The organism is Prevotella amnii DSM 23384 = JCM 14753 (assembly GCF_000378745.1).
Classification (GTDB): Bacteria; Bacteroidota; Bacteroidia; order Bacteroidales; family Bacteroidaceae; genus Prevotella; species Prevotella amnii.
Map to the genome: position 1 here is coordinate 22,714 of NZ_KB905271.1, position 15,588 is coordinate 38,301.

Consider the following 15,588-nt stretch of genomic DNA (forward strand, 5'->3'; position numbering starts at 1 on the left):
TTTCTTAAAACTGGTTTTCTACAATATCTGTAAGAACGTCCTTCATCTCAAGCCCTGCAGCACGCACCTGTTGTGGAATAAAGCTCGTAGGTGTCATTCCCGGTGTGGTGTTTATCTCAAGCAGATTAATAACATCGTTGCCCTGTTCGTCTTTAGATATGATGTAATCTATGCGAATTATGCCGTTAGCATGTAGTATGTTATACACCTTATCTGTTAGTGCTGATACCTTTTGGGCTGTCTCTGGGCTCATTCTGGCAGGTGTTATCTCCTGCACCTCACCATTATATTTTGCGTTATAATCGAAGAACTCGTTCTTTGTAACTACCTCTGTAGCAGGAAACACTACCGTTCCGCTCGCCTTTGTCTTATAAGCACCTTGCGAAATCTCCATTCCCTGAAGATACCTCTCTATCATTACCTCATTACTTTCCATAAAAGCCACACGAAGGGCAGGTGCTAACTGGTCTGCATTCTTTACCTTAGACACACCAAAGCTACTACCGTCTGCAGCAGGCTTAACAAAGCAAGGCATTCCTAAACGAGCCTCTACAAGCTTCTCATCTATAGATTCGCCACGACGCACCAAGATGCTATCAGCCACGTTAATACCAAAACCACGCAGGTAATTGTTAAGGACATATTTATCGAAGGTAAGAGCCTCTACAAGCACACCACTGGTAGAGTAAGGCAAGTGGATAAGCTCAAAGTAGCCTTGCATCATGCCGTTCTCTCCCGGCTGTCCATGAATGGTAATATAAGCATAGTCGAAAAACACAGCCTTACCATCTACTACAAACGAAAAATCGTTCTTATCTATAGCAGCAATATCACCATTAGGCAGATCGACGTGCCAGTCGGTACCCTTCACATCTACTATATATATGTTATAACGGTCTTTATCGAAAAAGGAATATATACCTTGAGCAGAGCGCATAGATACATCATGCTCTGACGAATCGCCGCCACATACAATGGCTATAGTTCTCTTTAAATCTTTCATCTCTTTGTCTATATTACTGTAATATATATATGTTTTTATAAATGTTATTCTGTCTTTATCCTTCCATCACTGCCTTTTATAAAACCTCTCCACTTATCTATGAGAGCCGATAAGTCGTCTGGCAAAGGGCTTGTAAAGTCCATCTGCTCGCCTGTTACGGGGTGTACAAAGCCCAATGTCTTAGCGTGCAGGGCCTGTCGCGGACATATCTTAAAACCATTCTGCACAAAAGCCTTATATGAGCTCGACCGTTGCCCTCTAAGAATCTCACGCCCTCCATAACGCTCGTCGCCAAAAAGCGGATGACCTATGTGCTTCATGTGGGCACGTATCTGATGAGTGCGCCCCGTTTCTAACACACACTCTATGAGGGTAGTATATCCAAAACGCTCTATTACCTTATAATGGGTTACGGCAGGCTTACCTATATCGCTTTCAGGTGGAAACACCGTCATGCGAAGTCTGTCCTTAGGGTCGCGAGAGATGTTGCCTTCTATACGCCCCTGCTCATCTACTATGTTACCCCACACCAAGGCTATATAGCTGCGATGAGTGGTTTTATAAAAAAACTGCTTACCTAAAGAGCTTTTTGCTTCTGGAGTTTTAGCAATGAGCAGCAGCCCGCTTGTGTCTTTATCTATACGATGCACCAGCCCCACCTCAGGGTCGTTAGCATCGAAAGACGCCAATCCTCTCAGATGCCATGCTATAGCATTTATAAGCGTACCATGAAAGTTGCCTGCGCCGGGGTGCACCACAAGGCCTGCGGGCTTCATAACCACCATTAAGCTGTCATCTTCATACACCACATCTAAAGGAATATCCTCTGCCTCAATAGTGTTATCGTGCTTAGGACGATCGAGCATTAAGGTAATAACATCTTCTGGACGCACCTTATAATTGCTCTTCACCGGACTGCCATTTACATGTATAAAACCAGCCTGAGCAGCCTTTTGTATGCGGTTCCTACTGGAATGCTGCATACGCTCAAAGAGATACTTGTCTATACGCTCCGCTTTCTGCCCCTTGTCCACCTCTATCTTAAAGTGTTCATACAGCTCTAAGCCTTCCGGGCTATCTTCTTCAGGCTCTAAAAGCAGCTCCTCATCGTCGTCGTCTATATATTCCATAATGATTTATCATTTATCTACACCCCTATCCTTAGGCTGCGACTCTTTCTTTACAGTAGGCACTGAAGGCACCGTAAGCGGTCTGTTCGTAGGTATCTCGTTGCCGTTCTCGTCTACAGGCACTTCCACATATTCATATACCTCATCATACTTAGGCACCTTCTTTTCTACCTGCACCTCTTCATATTGTGGCTCATCAAGACTGTCTCCGGGAAGTATCTCACGCGTACCATCGCCCACCTGAAGAATAATCTTTGCGTCTATAGGCACACGGTCGCCAGCCTGCACATGCTTACCGTTTACTATGATGCCATAGATCCAGTCTTTCTCGCCCGGTATATACTCTGGCTCGCCCACATTAAAGCCCTGAGAGAGCAGCTGCGCCGTCGCCTCTCGCAAGGAGTTGTTGTCTATAATGTCTGGAATTACAAGCGTAGGTGCTGTGGCAGCATTTATGGTAACATATATCGTACGGGTAGACTTCACACGATTACCGCTGCGAGGCGTCTGCTCTAAAATACAGTCAGGAGGAAGCTCCTTTACATAGCCCGTATCAGAAACCTCTATAGTAAGACCCGCCTTATCCATTATACGCTCAGCCTCATCATACTGCTTATGTATAACATTAGGCACTACAATAGACTCACCATGACAGGTATAATAATCTATGCCATATTTAATACCTATCCCAAGGAGTAACATAATGATAACCATTGCCAGTATATTACCCCATATATATGTACAGCTTAGCTTTTTAAAGACGTTTTGCGAACTCATTCCTCTTGACGTATTTCTACATATAATAACGAAACAAAGGTATATAAAAAAACGGAAAGAAGCAAAGTTTGCCCCTCACTTCTTTCCGTTTTGCATTAAAATCCCATAAGGGAAAACTACTTGTTACTTGCCGTGATGCTCGTCAGAAACACTTAACTTCTTACGACCTTTTGCACGACGAGACGCCAAAACACGACGTCCATTCTTTGTAGCCATTCTCTCACGAAAGCCATGCTTGTTCACACGGCGACGGTTATGGGGCTGAAATGTTCTTTTCATTTTATTGTTTTTTTATTTGTTATTGTGCTATTTATACTATAGAGGCATAATAAAACACCGCTTTTTAGGTCTGCAAAATTAATTAATCTTTTTGGATTAACCAAGAATTAAGCGATTTTTACATCAATAATTTATGTTTTTTGTATAAAATAAGTAACTTTGCAGCGCATAAGAAAAAACTGCAAAGAATATAAAATAATATATCAGATAAATAATAAATTATGATTAATTCACAGGAAATCAAAATCGGAACATGTATCCGTCTTGATGGTAAGATTTGGACTTGTATAGACTTTCAGCACCGTAAGCCCGGAAAAGGTAACACCGTTATGATAACAAAGCTAAAGAATGTAGCTGACGGGCGTGTTATTGACCGCACATTCCAAGTAGGGTTCAAACTGGAAGATGTACGCGTAGAGCGTCGCCCTTTCCAATATCTTTATCAGGACCCTACGGGGTTTATATTTATGAACCAAGAGAATTTCGAGCAGATTCCTATCTCTGAACATCAGATAGCTGGGTTTCAATATATGAAAGAAGGCGACATTGTAGAGGTAGTTACTGATACCAGCGACGGCACTATCCTTTCTGCTGAGATGCCTGCTAAGACCACTTTAAAGATAACACACAGCGAGCCAGGCGTTAAAGGCAACACTGCTACCAACGCTACAAAGCCTGCTACGTTAGAGACAGGAGCCGTTGTGCGTGTACCTTTGTTTATTAACGAAGGGGAAACAATACAGATAGACACACGCGATGGTAGCTATCTGGGGCGTGTAAATGCATAAAACATTAATATAAAGCAAATATAAGAGGGTAAGAAAGAGTGCGGTTTCTTAGGGAGAATATCCTATTGAAAGCTCCTTTTTCTTACCCTTTTCTTATAACTTCTTACTGCTCTTTACGTATAACATACCTCTTTCTTTTTTACTTACTATAACCATAAAGTCATGAAATATAGCGTCATAGTGCCTGTTTATAACCGCCCTGATGAGGTAAAAGAGCTTTTAGAAAGCCTATCGGGGCAGGAGTATACCAATTTTGAAGTAATAATAGTGGAAGATGGCTCCAGTGTGCCATGCAAGGATATATGCCTACAGTTTGCTGACAAGCTACAAATACACTATTTTTTCAAGCCTAACTCCGGACCATCGCAGAGCCGTAACTATGGTGCAAACCATGCTAAGGGCGATTATCTCATCATACTCGATTCTGATGTCGTAGTGCCAAAAGGATATTTTAAGGCTATTAACGAAGAGCTTGACAAGCAGTATGCCGACGCCTTTGGAGGTCCTGACCGTGCCGATGACTCCTTTACCAACACACAGAAAGCCATATCCTACGCCATGACCTCTTTCTTTACCACAGGAGGTATTCGTGGTGGTAAGAAAAAGCTCGACAAGTTTTATCCACGATCTTTTAACATGGGTGTGAAAAGAGAAGTATATGCCGAGTTGGGAGGATTCTCTAAGATGCGCTTCGGTGAGGATATAGACTTCTCTATACGCATCTTTAAGGCAGACAAACAATGCCGACTATTCCCTAAGGCATGGGTATATCATAAACGACGCACAGACTTTAGAAAGTTTTGGCGGCAGGTGTTCAATTCTGGCATTGCCCGCATCAACCTATATAAGAAATATCCCGAAAGCCTAAAGCTGGTACATCTCCTACCAATGGTGTTTACTTTAGGCGTAGGAGCATGCTTGCTTATAACCCTTATCGGACTGTTCTGCTACCTTCTTCAGTGCTGCCACTATTTCCCAACGGCAGGAAATAACACACAAGAGCTCTTACACTTTAGCTCTTCAGCACTTATCTTGCTTGGCTTAACCCCACTCGTGCTTTACTCGATGTTAATATTTGTTTGCTCCACACGTGAGAGTAAGAGCCTCTCTGTGGGCTTGCTCTCTATCATAGCTGCCTTTGTACAGCTAACAAGCTACGGATGCGGATTCTTAAAAGCTTGGTGGAAAAGATGCGTAAAAGGGCAAGGCGAATTTAAAGCATATCAAAAGAACTTCTACAAATAATCATAACCATACGCCAAGAGCCTCGCTCGCCTCTCTAATCATTTATCATTCAGCACGTTACAAAACATCACCTTTTACCCTACAAAAGATGATGTTTTATGCTGCAAAAGATGATGTTTTTAAACGAGAAAGATGACCTTTTACTTCGTAAAAAGCCATCTTCCGATAATTAAATTTGCTTAGCGTGTACCACTGTACACTAACTTTTAAACCTTAAAAATTTAAATTTTGAAAAAATTACAACGGGTCTTCACAGATTACCTTTTTTCGTTTTATTTTGTTTCACTACATTTTTTATTTTCCTTGCAGCATTGCTTATTTTCTTTACCGCACTTCTTATCCATCTTGCAACACTGCTTCTTACCTTTCTTACAGCACTGCTTCTTATCTTTCTTACAGCACTGCTTTTTCTCTACGCTGCACTGCTTCATCTCCTTGCGGTATTGCTTCATCTCCTTGCGGCATTGCTTCATCTTCTTGCGGCATTGCTTCATCTCCTTGCGGCATTGCTTCATCTTCTTGCTGCACTGCTTTTTCTCCTCTGCGCACTGCTTCATCTCCTCTGCGCACTGCTTCTTCTCTTCTGCGCACTGCTTTTTCTCCTTGCAGCACTGCTTCTTTTCTATTACAGGCTTATCGCTTTGAGTAATTGTATTTGCAGAAACTGATGTTGCCATCATGCCCATTGCCATAAGGGCTAAAACTAATTTATTCATAATCTTACGTTTTAAAAATTAATACATTAATGTTATCCTTCACCCTTAGAGAAACTTCTCTTGGAGTGTTTATATTTTCTTTGAGCCAAAGATACATAAAAATAATAATACCTTCTGCACAAAAAGCCATTATTTACCTTTTTTTTATAAATAATTTATTACATTAATAAAAAGGCTAACAGAAGCAAAAGAACACTTCTTTTTTATTACTTTATGGTGAAATATTATTATAATCTCGCCTCTTACCACTACCTAAAGCTACATATCCTTTAGCTAAGAGGCATGGCTTACCTCTCCACCTTTATGTTACACTCTTCGTGTACTAAGCGTCCCTGTGAGGTTACTCCCTCCACAGTAATGTGATAATTGCCCGTAAAGGGTAGGGCATCAAACTCTATATAAGGTTTTATTATAACAGGATTCCACCATACCGTTCGGCTGTTTTGTGAAAGACGCGAAAAGTCGGTACCCACTTCATAGCCTAAAGGCATTACCTTCTTCTGACTGGTAGAGGCTATAGGCTCATCGGTATCGCACCCTCTTTTAGTGGTTATGGATATTACTCCGCTGCCTCCTCGTGCTCCCCAGATAACGGTGGTGCCACTTTTATATACATCTATGCGAGCTATGTCCGACATGTTTATCTGGTCTAAGTCGTAACCCTCTTCTGCAAACACTCCGTCTACGACAATAGCCGCAGGACGCTGCTTGCCATATACTGTGGTTACAGCTCTGACATAACACTGCTCCTTTCGTATGAAAAGTCCGGGAACACGGCGTAGAAGTTCGTGTATGCACGTGGCATTGATATCGTTAATCTCTTTTGCACCAAAAGAATATTCTGATGTACGCGAATAAGCATCGCTCTTACTGGAAGAATAGCTCTTCTTTGTTACCACATTAACATTATCGAGCAATATTCCTCCAAAGCTTTTTTCATCTACCTGCTCATAATTGTCAGTGCCGTTCACATTAAAAGTAGCACCAGCCTGTAAGACCTGCTCTTTGGTAGGCAGTGCAGGGTAATCGGTTTCATGCATAACCAGTTCTAAGCGCTCACTACCATTTTGCTTGTTAGCCTTAACGAGGCATTCCGTTCGTGCAGGTATATCTATGCCGTTAAAGGCAAATCCTCCCAGGCTATCTGTCTGGGTGTTACTGGCAAAGCCTAAGGCAGGTATTATGAGGCTTACCTTTGCACCAGCTATGGGTAAGCGTCGAAGTAGTGTGCGCACATTTCCCGTTAAGGCAACCGACTCTTCTGCGGTGGCTAAAGGTGCAGAATACTTACCTTTTATAACCTCAGCCATATTATACCTTGTCCACGAAAAGGAAGATAAAAGTTCATCAGCAAGGTGCGGATTATTATAAAAAGTGGCAGCATCAGGTAGCAATGTGTTTACATCGCTTGCTAAAAAGAGCTGTGAAAGGATATTTGTGCGATCGCTATTAAGGGGTGCTTCCTCTCTTCTTACAGATACTGACAGGTCGGCACGCTCTGCTTCATGCAGCATCGACTTGTCGAAAGGTATCCTTATATGCTCTCCTTGCTTATATGTCAGCTTACTGGGCAATAGCGGCAGCGAGAGCCTTTCTTGGTCGTTAGCCGAGAGAAAGAGCCTTGTGCTAAGCACGTTAGCATGCTTATCTAAGAGCAAAAGCTGTATTACCCCTTGTGGTAAGGAGTCGTTATCTATCGCTATGGGTTGAGTATTGGTAATAGGTTTACACAAAAACGGATAGGCACGGCAATGAGCTAAGAGAAAGTGTTCGCCTTCGAGGGTAGTGGAAACGATGAGTTTTCCGTCTTTATGCGTAAAACTTAATAATGAAGGTCTTGCTGCAAGTATACCAAGAGGGGTAGAAGAGGTGGGCTTTTGCTTTATAGTAGTTTTGTCGTTAATAATGTCGAGGTACTGCACGTCTTCATAACCCTCTACCGCTGCCGAAAGCAATGTATATCCCCTTAGCAGGTAACGCCCCTGTCTAAGGTGTGCAGGTATGTCCATATATCCATAGTAAGCCCCGTTTTTCTCTTGTATCTTTATGCGATCAGCCAGTCCTCCGTCAGCCGCTATAAGCTCTACGTAAGCATATCTGCTCTTGTTAATGGGCTCGTGGCTAAGAGCATCTACCACATACACCTTCAGCCAGATACGTTCGCCTGCAAGATAGGTAGAGGCATCGGTATGTATATAGGTCTTTTCCTGTGGAAAACACTTTACCTGCTTAAGTATTCTGTCGAAGACGTTACTCTTTTCCTGTGCCTTTATCATAGAAACATTTAGCATAAACACCGAAAGAAAGATAAGTGTTATCCTTAAAATGATATTTTTTCTTGCCTGCATACTTGTTTTCTCCTTAACAAAAAGTGCGTTCTTATAACCATAGGCAAAGCCTGCTGTCTACATACAGCCTCCGCCTTCATATCTTTATAACATAGTGGTATAGCCTTTATCCTTGAGCCATACCACTACACCTTAATATATACATCTCTTATGATGCTTACCTAAAGAAAAAGCATCAAACCACTCTGTGAGAGCCTTCACTGATCAAAGCCGGATAGACCTCTACACGATGACCGTATTTAGCTGCAAAAAGCTCTGTGGCTTGCTTTATAAAATGGTCGTAAACAGTGTCCTTAACAAGGTTTATAGTGCAGCCTCCAAAGCCTCCACCCATAAGGCGAGCACCTGTAACGCCGCTCTTCTTAGCTATATAGACAAGGTAATCGAGCTCTTCACAGCTCACCTCATACTCTTTGCTAAGACCCTCATGGGTAGCATACATCATCGCTCCCACCATTTCATAATCGCCTTTCTGTAAAGAATCGCACACTTTAAGCACACGTTCCTTCTCGCCTAAAACAAAATGAGCACGACTATAATCCTCCTTACTTACCTGCTCGCGCACTGCCTCAAGCTCTTCTAAAGAAGCATCACGAAGAGTTTCATACTTTTTGTCGGCGAAATGCTTGCCCAACACCTTTACTACCTCTTCGCAAGACTTGCGCCTATCGTTATAAGGACTACCCACAAGCTCGTGGCGTACCTTAGAATTTATCAATACCAGCTTATAACCCTCAGGGTGGAAAGGAAAATATTCAAACTCTCTGCTACGACAATCAAGGCGCATGAGCTTACCCTGCTTACCAAAAACACTGGCAAACTGGTCCATAATGCCACAGTTTACACCTATATACTTATGCTCTGTGGCTTGACCAGCAAGGACTATATCCCACTTAGACACCTTGTTATCGGCAAAAAGATCGTTAAGAGCACAGCCGAAACAGCTCTCCATAGCTGCCGAAGAAGACATGCCGGCACCCAAAGGAACATCGCCCGCAAAGGCTATATTAAAGCCCTTTACCTCTACACCCAAAGCCTGAAACTCGCGCACCATGCCATATATAAACCTTGCCCATGTGGCACGAGGACCATCAGGATCGGTTACTTTAAACTCTACACGGTCTTTAAGGTCGATAGAATAACACATTACCGTATCAGTACCATTAGGCCGAACCTCTGCCATAATGCCCTTGTCTATAGCTCCGGGGAAGACAAAACCACCATTATAATCGGTATGCTCGCCTATAAGATTTATACGACCAGGAGAGAAATAAACATTACCCGTCTTGCCATCGAAATGTTTTACAAAACGTGAACGTACAAAGTTAATATCCATAATTTGTTTATTAGTTATATTTATAAAAGCCCCCTTCCCTAATATAACTAAGAGAAGAGGGCGATAATAGAAACCTTTTATTAATCTATCTTTATATCTTTATTCACATTCTTACTACCTACAAGAGTATAGAAACATATATAGGCTATACCCAAGAGAGGCACTAAGTAAGAGAAAAGATAGGTAGTATAGTCAGCCAGAACATTTTGAAGCAAAGGCAAAATGCCTCCACCTACTACCATCATCATAAAGATGCCGGAAGCAGCTGCGGTATATTTACCCAGACCTTCAGTAGCAAGATTGAATATAGAAGGCCACATCACAGAGGTGCAAAGACCACAAAGCACTATCAAAAGAGCTGCCACAGGCACACTAACTATCTCAAAAGACTTTCCTGTAAATACCGGCATTGTTACCGTACTCGACTTGCCAAGCACCATTGCCACCACGATAAGCACCATTGCCACTACCGTAACACAGCTCATAAGAACCTTAGAAGACACCTTATGGGCTATAAAACCACCTACAAAACGGCCTATAAGCATGCAAAACCAATATGTAGCCACTACAGCACCAGCTATCTGTGTTGCCACCAACGCATTAAGACCTCCACCATTAGAACTTACATCTGAAAGGTAAAACATCAACGTACCGGGCAAGCCCACTTCCACTCCTACATATATAAATATAGCTATTGCACCTAAAACAAAATGGCGGAAAGCCCACGGACTTACCTCAAAGACGGTCTGCTTATCCGTTTTGCCTATCTCAGGGTCGCTAATAGGTATGAAAGTAAGCACTATGAAAGCTACCAAAAACACACACATAGCAATGTAAAGCACAGGGTTGACGTCCTTAATGGCTGTGTTTTTACTTACCTGACCTATCAAAGCACCTACAAACAAAGGCGTAAGCGTACCTGCAAGAGAATTGAGCGTGCCACCTATCATATTGAGCTGGTTGCCCCTGTTGCCACCTCCACCAAGAAGGTTTAGCATCGGATTAACCACAGTGTTAAGCGTACAAACACTGAAACCTGCAGTGAAAGCACCTAAAAGGTACACCGAAAAACCCGTTACAGCACCACACTCACCACAGAAACCTGAAAGGTATTGCACTAAAACGCCCAAGAAACCTATGCCTATACCGAAAAGAGCCGTCTTCTTATAGCCCACCTTTGTAAGCAATTTTCCTGCCGGAATACCCATGAAAAGGTAAGCCAAAAAGTTTGCCATGTTACCCAGCATGCCCACTGTGTTTGCACTCGAACCAGTGAAAGTGCTCTTCCATATTACACCAATAGGTGCAGCCAAGTTAGTTACGAACGAAATCATTGCATACAAAAACATCATTGTGATGATCGCAATAATACTACCATTTTGTTTTGTGTTACTCATCTTTGTTTTTATTTATTTTATTTTTGTTACGTGCAAATAAGCTAATAGTGAGCCAAAATGTTTATATTCAAGCTCCCACTGCGCTAATCTTTTCTTGATGATTATTAGCCCTTTAAGCGCCTCTCTCTTAGCCTTCAGACGCCTCACTATTAGCCTTTAGACGCCTCACTATTAGCCTTTAGACGCCTCACTATTAGCCCGTTAAGCCCTTTAGCTTAGCCTTCAAAGCCCATAAAGAGCCCTTTTAAAGAGCAATATTACTAATTTTATCTCTCTACACCAAATTTATACACAGTTTTTTGCTTATATTCCTCGCCCGGAGATAGCACCACCGAGGGGAAGTAAGGCCTGTTAGGAGAGTCGGGGAAGTGCTGCGCCTCAAAGCAAACAGCACTGCGTCGTGGGAAGGTAGCTCCATGCTGACCCTTATAACCGTCAGCCCAGTTGTCGGTATATAGCTGCATTCCGGGTTCGGTAGTCCATACCTCCATCGTTCTACCGGTAACAGGCTCTTTGACGCGTGCGGCAAATGAAAGCTCGCCCTCTTCCTTTTTGTTAAGCACAAAGCAATGGTCGTAGCCCGCACCGTGCTTTATCTGCTCGTCGTCGGCATCAATATCCCTGCCCAAAGGCTTAGGACGTCTAAAGTCGAAAGGCGTACCTGACACCTTTAAAATTTCACCCGTAGGGATAGAAGTGGAATCGATGGGCAAAAAGAAGTCGGCATTTATCTCACACTCCAAGCCCTCTATACTATCAGTAGGGTTGCCTATGCCTGCCAAAGAGAAAAAGCCATGACTGGTAAGATTGATTATCGTCTTCTTATTTGTCTTAGCCGAATATTTTATTACCAGCTCATTATCCTCCGTAAGCGAATAAGCTACCCACACGGTAAGCTCCCCTCTGTATCCTTCTTCACCGTAAGGAGATGTATATTTTAATACTATTGCGTGGCTACTTATCATCGTAGCGTCCCAAACCTTGGCATTAAAACCCTTCTTTCCTCCGTGAAGAGAGTTAGGACCGTTATTAACAGCTAAGCTATACTCCTTACCATTGAGCTGAAAACGCCCTTTTGCTATGCGGTTAGCATATCTGCCCACTAAGGTAGAGAGGTAAGGCTCTGGCGAATGTATTACGTCTTCTATGTTGTCATGACCCTGAATGATATTAGCCATATTACCATCTCTGTCGGGCATCATGATGGCTACAATAGCTCCACCATAGTTAGTTACAGCTACCTCACAGCCCTGCGTATTACGCAATATGTATAAATCGGTCTGCTTACCATCTACCTTAGAGAGGAATTTCTCTTTAGACAAGCCACATAAGGGTGTCTTACTGTTTTCACTTTCCATATTTTTGGTTTTAGTTATTATCTTTCAAATTATCTGCAAAGTAAATAAAATTAAGATAAATCTGCAAACTTTTTATCACTAAAACTTTTAAAAATATCCTTCAGCACACGCCCTTTTCTTATTTTTTATATACACTTCTACGGGATTTTATATATACTTCGATGGTTTTTATATCCACCTCTATAAAGCTTCTTACATGCCTTTATATTGTTTTTATACCTTCCCTTACAATGTCCTTTCGCCCCATCGCAACTCAAAAACGCCCTCTCTCTTACACACTTAACACACAACAAAGCCCCCTTAACACAGACATATACATATAAAAGGTGCACAAACTCTTGAGCTATACCGCTCAGAAATCTGTGCACCCTTTCGTTGTCCGAAGACAAACTCTTAATGTGTTAATCCTGGTTTACAATCTAAATCCCTTTAATAACTAAAAACCTATTTAATCTAAAACAATCAATCAAACTACCTGTAATAACTAAAACCCTAAATATATATATGTTATAAAACTATGAACTCTTTTGTTTTGACAGTGCAAAGGTAAGTGTGTGCGTACACATACGCAAACTTTTCATGGAAAAAGTTTCATTTCGTAACCTTTTTTTTGACTTACATCAACCCGCCTTAGTTCTCTTCCCCTTTTTCTGCCCCATGTCTTCCTAAGCTCAACCTGCGCCAAAGCACTCTTGGAACACACCTCATAGCCAGTGCCACCACATGCCAAAAGCCATCTATATAAGCTACGTGCTTACGCTTATATATAGCCTTTAAGATGTCTTTGGCAGCTTTATCTACTGGCAGAAGATGAGGGTAACTGTTGCCTTTAAGTAGCGGTGTAGCTACAAAACCAGGACGAATATCGGTAATGAGTATGCTCTTTTTGCTATTGCGGGCTTTCTGTTCTAAGGCTTCAAGGTAAACGTTTTGAAAGGCTTTCGAGGCAGAATAAGAGGGAGAAGCCCCAAGACCACGCACTCCGGCAATAGAGCTTACCACAGCAATATGCCCCTTTCCCTGCTCAAGAAAATAGCGAAAAGCCTCGCCCACCATTCTTGTAAAGCCCAAAGCGTTAGTCTGCACCGTGGGAAGCTCTATCTCGGGCAGCAGTATAGGACTTTGCTCACCTATGCCCGAAGCATAGAAAAAGAGGTCTACACCCCCTAACGCCGTTATAAGAGTACGCAAAAGGTGAGGCGACTGCTGCATGGTAACATCTATAACTGCCCACTCCACCTGCTCTTCCCACTCCTTTTTAAGAGCCTCGAGCGGAGCTTTTCGCCGTGCCGCAACACCTACTTTCCACCCATCACGAAGCAATAACCGAGCCACGGCAAGACCTATTCCTGAAGAAGCACCTATCACTATGGCTCGCTTTGGCAAGCCTTCCCAATACCTTTTAACCATAAAAACCTGTTTATATTATTCCTCCGAGCAAAGATAATAATATTTTCACTTTTTGCAAAGGCATACTATAAAATAACTAAAGCTAAAGAGCTTTATATCATTAATATACTCATTATTAGGTATTGTCCGTATTTTCAAGAACGAGTATCTTTGCAATAATAATTTTTTTTTGTAGAATTTTAAACAGTAATAAAAGAAATGAAAACTATCAATTTACAAAAAGTAGCCGTAGGATTGCTATGCTGCTCCTTCGTCTTCTTTACTTCTTGTAGCAAAGACGATACCTTGGATAAGCTACAGCAAGAGGTAGAAACTATGAAAAAGAAGCAAGACGAAGAGGCTAAAAAGAGAAAGCTAAAAGAAGAAGCCGACAAGAAAAAGCAGCAAGAAGAGGCTGAGCAGAAGAAGAAACAAGACGAAGAAAACAAGCAAAAGCAAGAGGAGGAAAAGAAAAAGCAAGAGGAGGAAAAGCAAAAGCAAGAAGAAAAGGAAAAACAAAGAGAGGCTGAAGAGCAGAAAAGGCAAGAGGCTGAAAAGCAAAGACAAGAGGCTGAACAGAAAAGGCAAGAGGCTGAAAGGCAAAGACAAGAGGCTGAGCAAAAGAGAAAAGAAGCAGAACAGAAAAGAGAGCAAGCCGGCAAAAAGCCAGAAAAGGCTCAAGGCTTAACCTTTAGTCCTGCATCGCCAGCTAAAGTACCTCCTTACCAAAGTAAAGCAATAGATATAAAAGGTGGTAAAGCACCTTATACTGTAGTAGCTAAAACTAAAAATTTAGTTAAGATTACTCAATATGATAATGAAAATTACTTTTCTGTACAAGGCATGGCTTGGGGCGAAACAGAAATAGAAGTAACCGATAGCACTGGTAAAACAGGCATTCTCAAGCTAACAGTAGGCTACTAACAAAGCAGTACCATTAATATTTAGTCATAAAGGAAGCCCCCTTTAGAGATGAGCCACTACACAACACTTTAGAGGCTACAACATCTCCTAAAGGGGGTTATTATAAGGAAAAGGGGCAGAAAGTATTCCTTTTAGCTAATAAAAAGCAAGCTACCAAAATTTTTTCTCTCTTCCCTGCGCATGTTACAGCCGTTTTATGTAACTTTGCTTTATAACATATTATAATTTCTCTGTTTATTAACTAACAAACTATAAATTATGAAAAAGATTTTATCTCTTGCATTTTTACTAATGCTCTCTTTATCTGTTTTTGCACAAAGGCAGGTTACCAAGTTTTTAGGAATACCCGTAGACGGCAGTCGCACAGACATGATAGAAGAGCTAAAGGACAAGGGCTTTACAGAAGAAAAATATGGTGATGGGCTTGAAGGGCAGTTTAATGGGAAAGATGTTACGATTTATGTGCAAACTAATAATAACAAGGTTTGGCGAATTGCAGTAAAATACGGATGTTGTTTTGACAAAGGGGATATTAAAATACAATACAACCGCCTTATTAAGCAGTTTTCTAACAACTCAAGATATAAGGTCGGTAATGCAGAAGGGCTTACCGATGAAGACGACATAGACTATGAGGTAGGCGTTAATAAAAAGCAATACCAATCCACTTTTTATCAGCTCCCTGACGATGAAAACATAAAGAACCGAGTTGTATGGTTTACTTTTTCAGAAAATCCATTTAAATCCCAAATATATGATATTGTAATTTTTTACGAAAATAAGTATAACGAAGCCAACGGCGACGACCTTTAAAAGGGGCATAACCCCTAAAGGCGCAACGAAGAAAGCCCCTTTGCTTTCCTTCGTAAGGAGAAAAACGAAGCCGAAAGAGGGTGAG

Annotated in this window: 14 protein-coding genes; 4 read left to right on the top strand and 10 right to left on the bottom strand. The window is 41.8% G+C overall.

Going from position 1 to position 15,588, the window contains the following annotated elements:
* Positions 1-4 precede the first annotated feature (4 nt).
* The 4 genes from F596_RS0103710 to rpmH form a co-directional block, all read right to left on the bottom strand.
* Positions 5-1,003 (bottom strand): D-alanine--D-alanine ligase, encoded by a 999-nt coding sequence (locus tag F596_RS0103710; protein WP_019035902.1) that lies wholly within the window; start codon positions 1,001-1,003, stop codon positions 5-7.
* 44 nt (positions 1,004-1,047) lie between these two features.
* The gene (locus tag F596_RS0103715; RefSeq protein ID WP_008446439.1) at positions 1,048-2,133 is read right to left on the bottom strand and encodes an RluA family pseudouridine synthase; all 1,086 of its coding nucleotides are present in this window, start codon (positions 2,131-2,133) and stop codon (positions 1,048-1,050) included.
* Between the two features lie 9 nt (positions 2,134-2,142).
* On the bottom strand, positions 2,143-2,910 hold the full coding sequence (locus F596_RS0103720) for a PASTA domain-containing protein (RefSeq protein WP_008446447.1): 768 nt from the start codon (positions 2,908-2,910) through the stop codon (positions 2,143-2,145).
* A 123-nt stretch (positions 2,911-3,033) separates the two neighbouring features.
* Positions 3,034-3,189 (bottom strand): 50S ribosomal protein L34, encoded by a 156-nt coding sequence (rpmH, locus tag F596_RS0103725; protein ID WP_008446714.1) that lies wholly within the window; start codon positions 3,187-3,189, stop codon positions 3,034-3,036.
* Positions 3,190-3,410: 221 nt separating this feature from the next.
* Here rpmH and efp point away from each other — a divergent pair, with 221 nt between their 5' ends.
* Together efp and F596_RS0103735 are read left to right on the top strand one after the other, a co-directional pair.
* Positions 3,411-3,977 carry an elongation factor P gene (gene efp / locus F596_RS0103730; RefSeq protein ID WP_008446726.1) on the top strand — a complete coding sequence of 189 codons (567 nt, stop codon included), beginning with the start codon at positions 3,411-3,413 and terminating at the stop codon, positions 3,975-3,977.
* 162 nt (positions 3,978-4,139) lie between these two features.
* Positions 4,140-5,222 carry a glycosyltransferase family 2 protein gene (locus F596_RS0103735; protein WP_019035903.1) on the top strand — a complete coding sequence of 361 codons (1,083 nt, stop codon included), beginning with the start codon at positions 4,140-4,142 and terminating at the stop codon, positions 5,220-5,222.
* A 272-nt stretch (positions 5,223-5,494) separates the two neighbouring features.
* On the opposite strand, the gene F596_RS11430 is transcribed toward F596_RS0103735, so the two are convergent.
* From F596_RS11430 to F596_RS0103770, 6 genes are all read right to left on the bottom strand, one after another.
* Complete coding sequence (locus F596_RS11430) at positions 5,495-5,938, bottom strand: hypothetical protein (protein ID WP_019035904.1); 444 nt, start codon at positions 5,936-5,938, stop codon at positions 5,495-5,497.
* Between the two features lie 287 nt (positions 5,939-6,225).
* On the bottom strand, positions 6,226-8,286 hold the full coding sequence (locus F596_RS0103750) for a carboxypeptidase-like regulatory domain-containing protein (protein WP_019035906.1): 2,061 nt from the start codon (positions 8,284-8,286) through the stop codon (positions 6,226-6,228).
* Between the two features lie 175 nt (positions 8,287-8,461).
* On the bottom strand, positions 8,462-9,622 hold the full coding sequence (gene galK / locus F596_RS0103755) for a galactokinase (protein ID WP_019035907.1): 1,161 nt from the start codon (positions 9,620-9,622) through the stop codon (positions 8,462-8,464).
* 80 nt (positions 9,623-9,702) lie between these two features.
* Complete coding sequence (locus F596_RS0103760; protein ID WP_008446445.1) at positions 9,703-11,019, bottom strand: MFS transporter; 1,317 nt, start codon at positions 11,017-11,019, stop codon at positions 9,703-9,705.
* 266 nt (positions 11,020-11,285) lie between these two features.
* Entirely contained in the window at positions 11,286-12,377 is a 1,092-nt protein-coding gene (locus tag F596_RS0103765) for an aldose epimerase family protein (protein WP_019035908.1), read from the bottom strand.
* 630 nt (positions 12,378-13,007) lie between these two features.
* Positions 13,008-13,787, bottom strand: a complete 780-nt coding sequence (locus F596_RS0103770; RefSeq protein ID WP_019035909.1) for an SDR family NAD(P)-dependent oxidoreductase — start codon at positions 13,785-13,787, stop codon at positions 13,008-13,010.
* A gap of 198 nt (positions 13,788-13,985) precedes the next feature.
* On the opposite strand from F596_RS0103770, the gene F596_RS0103775 reads away from it, so the two are divergent.
* On the top strand, positions 13,986-14,690 hold the full coding sequence (locus F596_RS0103775; protein WP_019035910.1) for a hypothetical protein: 705 nt from the start codon (positions 13,986-13,988) through the stop codon (positions 14,688-14,690).
* A 258-nt stretch (positions 14,691-14,948) separates the two neighbouring features.
* A complete protein-coding gene (locus tag F596_RS0103780; RefSeq protein WP_019035911.1) occupies positions 14,949-15,503 on the top strand; it encodes a hypothetical protein in 555 nt (184 codons plus the stop codon).
* Positions 15,504-15,588 lie beyond the last annotated feature (85 nt).

What these genes read in the sequence shown, in the direction of transcription:
- F596_RS0103710 (WP_019035902.1), bottom strand. Translation starts at nt 1,003, where the DNA reads ATGAAAGATTTAAAGAGAACTATAGCCATTGTATGTGGCGGCGATTCG.
- F596_RS0103715 (WP_008446439.1), bottom strand. Translation starts at nt 2,133, where the DNA reads ATGGAATATATAGACGACGACGATGAGGAGCTGCTTTTAGAGCCTGAA.
- F596_RS0103720 (WP_008446447.1), bottom strand. Translation starts at nt 2,910, where the DNA reads ATGAGTTCGCAAAACGTCTTTAAAAAGCTAAGCTGTACATATATATGG.
- rpmH (WP_008446714.1), bottom strand. Translation starts at nt 3,189, where the DNA reads ATGAAAAGAACATTTCAGCCCCATAACCGTCGCCGTGTGAACAAGCAT.
- efp (WP_008446726.1), top strand. Translation starts at nt 3,411, where the DNA reads ATGATTAATTCACAGGAAATCAAAATCGGAACATGTATCCGTCTTGAT.
- F596_RS0103735 (WP_019035903.1), top strand. Translation starts at nt 4,140, where the DNA reads ATGAAATATAGCGTCATAGTGCCTGTTTATAACCGCCCTGATGAGGTA.
- F596_RS11430 (WP_019035904.1), bottom strand. Translation starts at nt 5,938, where the DNA reads ATGAATAAATTAGTTTTAGCCCTTATGGCAATGGGCATGATGGCAACA.
- F596_RS0103750 (WP_019035906.1), bottom strand. Translation starts at nt 8,286, where the DNA reads ATGCAGGCAAGAAAAAATATCATTTTAAGGATAACACTTATCTTTCTT.
- galK (WP_019035907.1), bottom strand. Translation starts at nt 9,622, where the DNA reads ATGGATATTAACTTTGTACGTTCACGTTTTGTAAAACATTTCGATGGC.
- F596_RS0103760 (WP_008446445.1), bottom strand. Translation starts at nt 11,019, where the DNA reads ATGAGTAACACAAAACAAAATGGTAGTATTATTGCGATCATCACAATG.
- F596_RS0103765 (WP_019035908.1), bottom strand. Translation starts at nt 12,377, where the DNA reads ATGGAAAGTGAAAACAGTAAGACACCCTTATGTGGCTTGTCTAAAGAG.
- F596_RS0103770 (WP_019035909.1), bottom strand. Translation starts at nt 13,787, where the DNA reads ATGGTTAAAAGGTATTGGGAAGGCTTGCCAAAGCGAGCCATAGTGATA.
- F596_RS0103775 (WP_019035910.1), top strand. Translation starts at nt 13,986, where the DNA reads ATGAAAACTATCAATTTACAAAAAGTAGCCGTAGGATTGCTATGCTGC.
- F596_RS0103780 (WP_019035911.1), top strand. Translation starts at nt 14,949, where the DNA reads ATGAAAAAGATTTTATCTCTTGCATTTTTACTAATGCTCTCTTTATCT.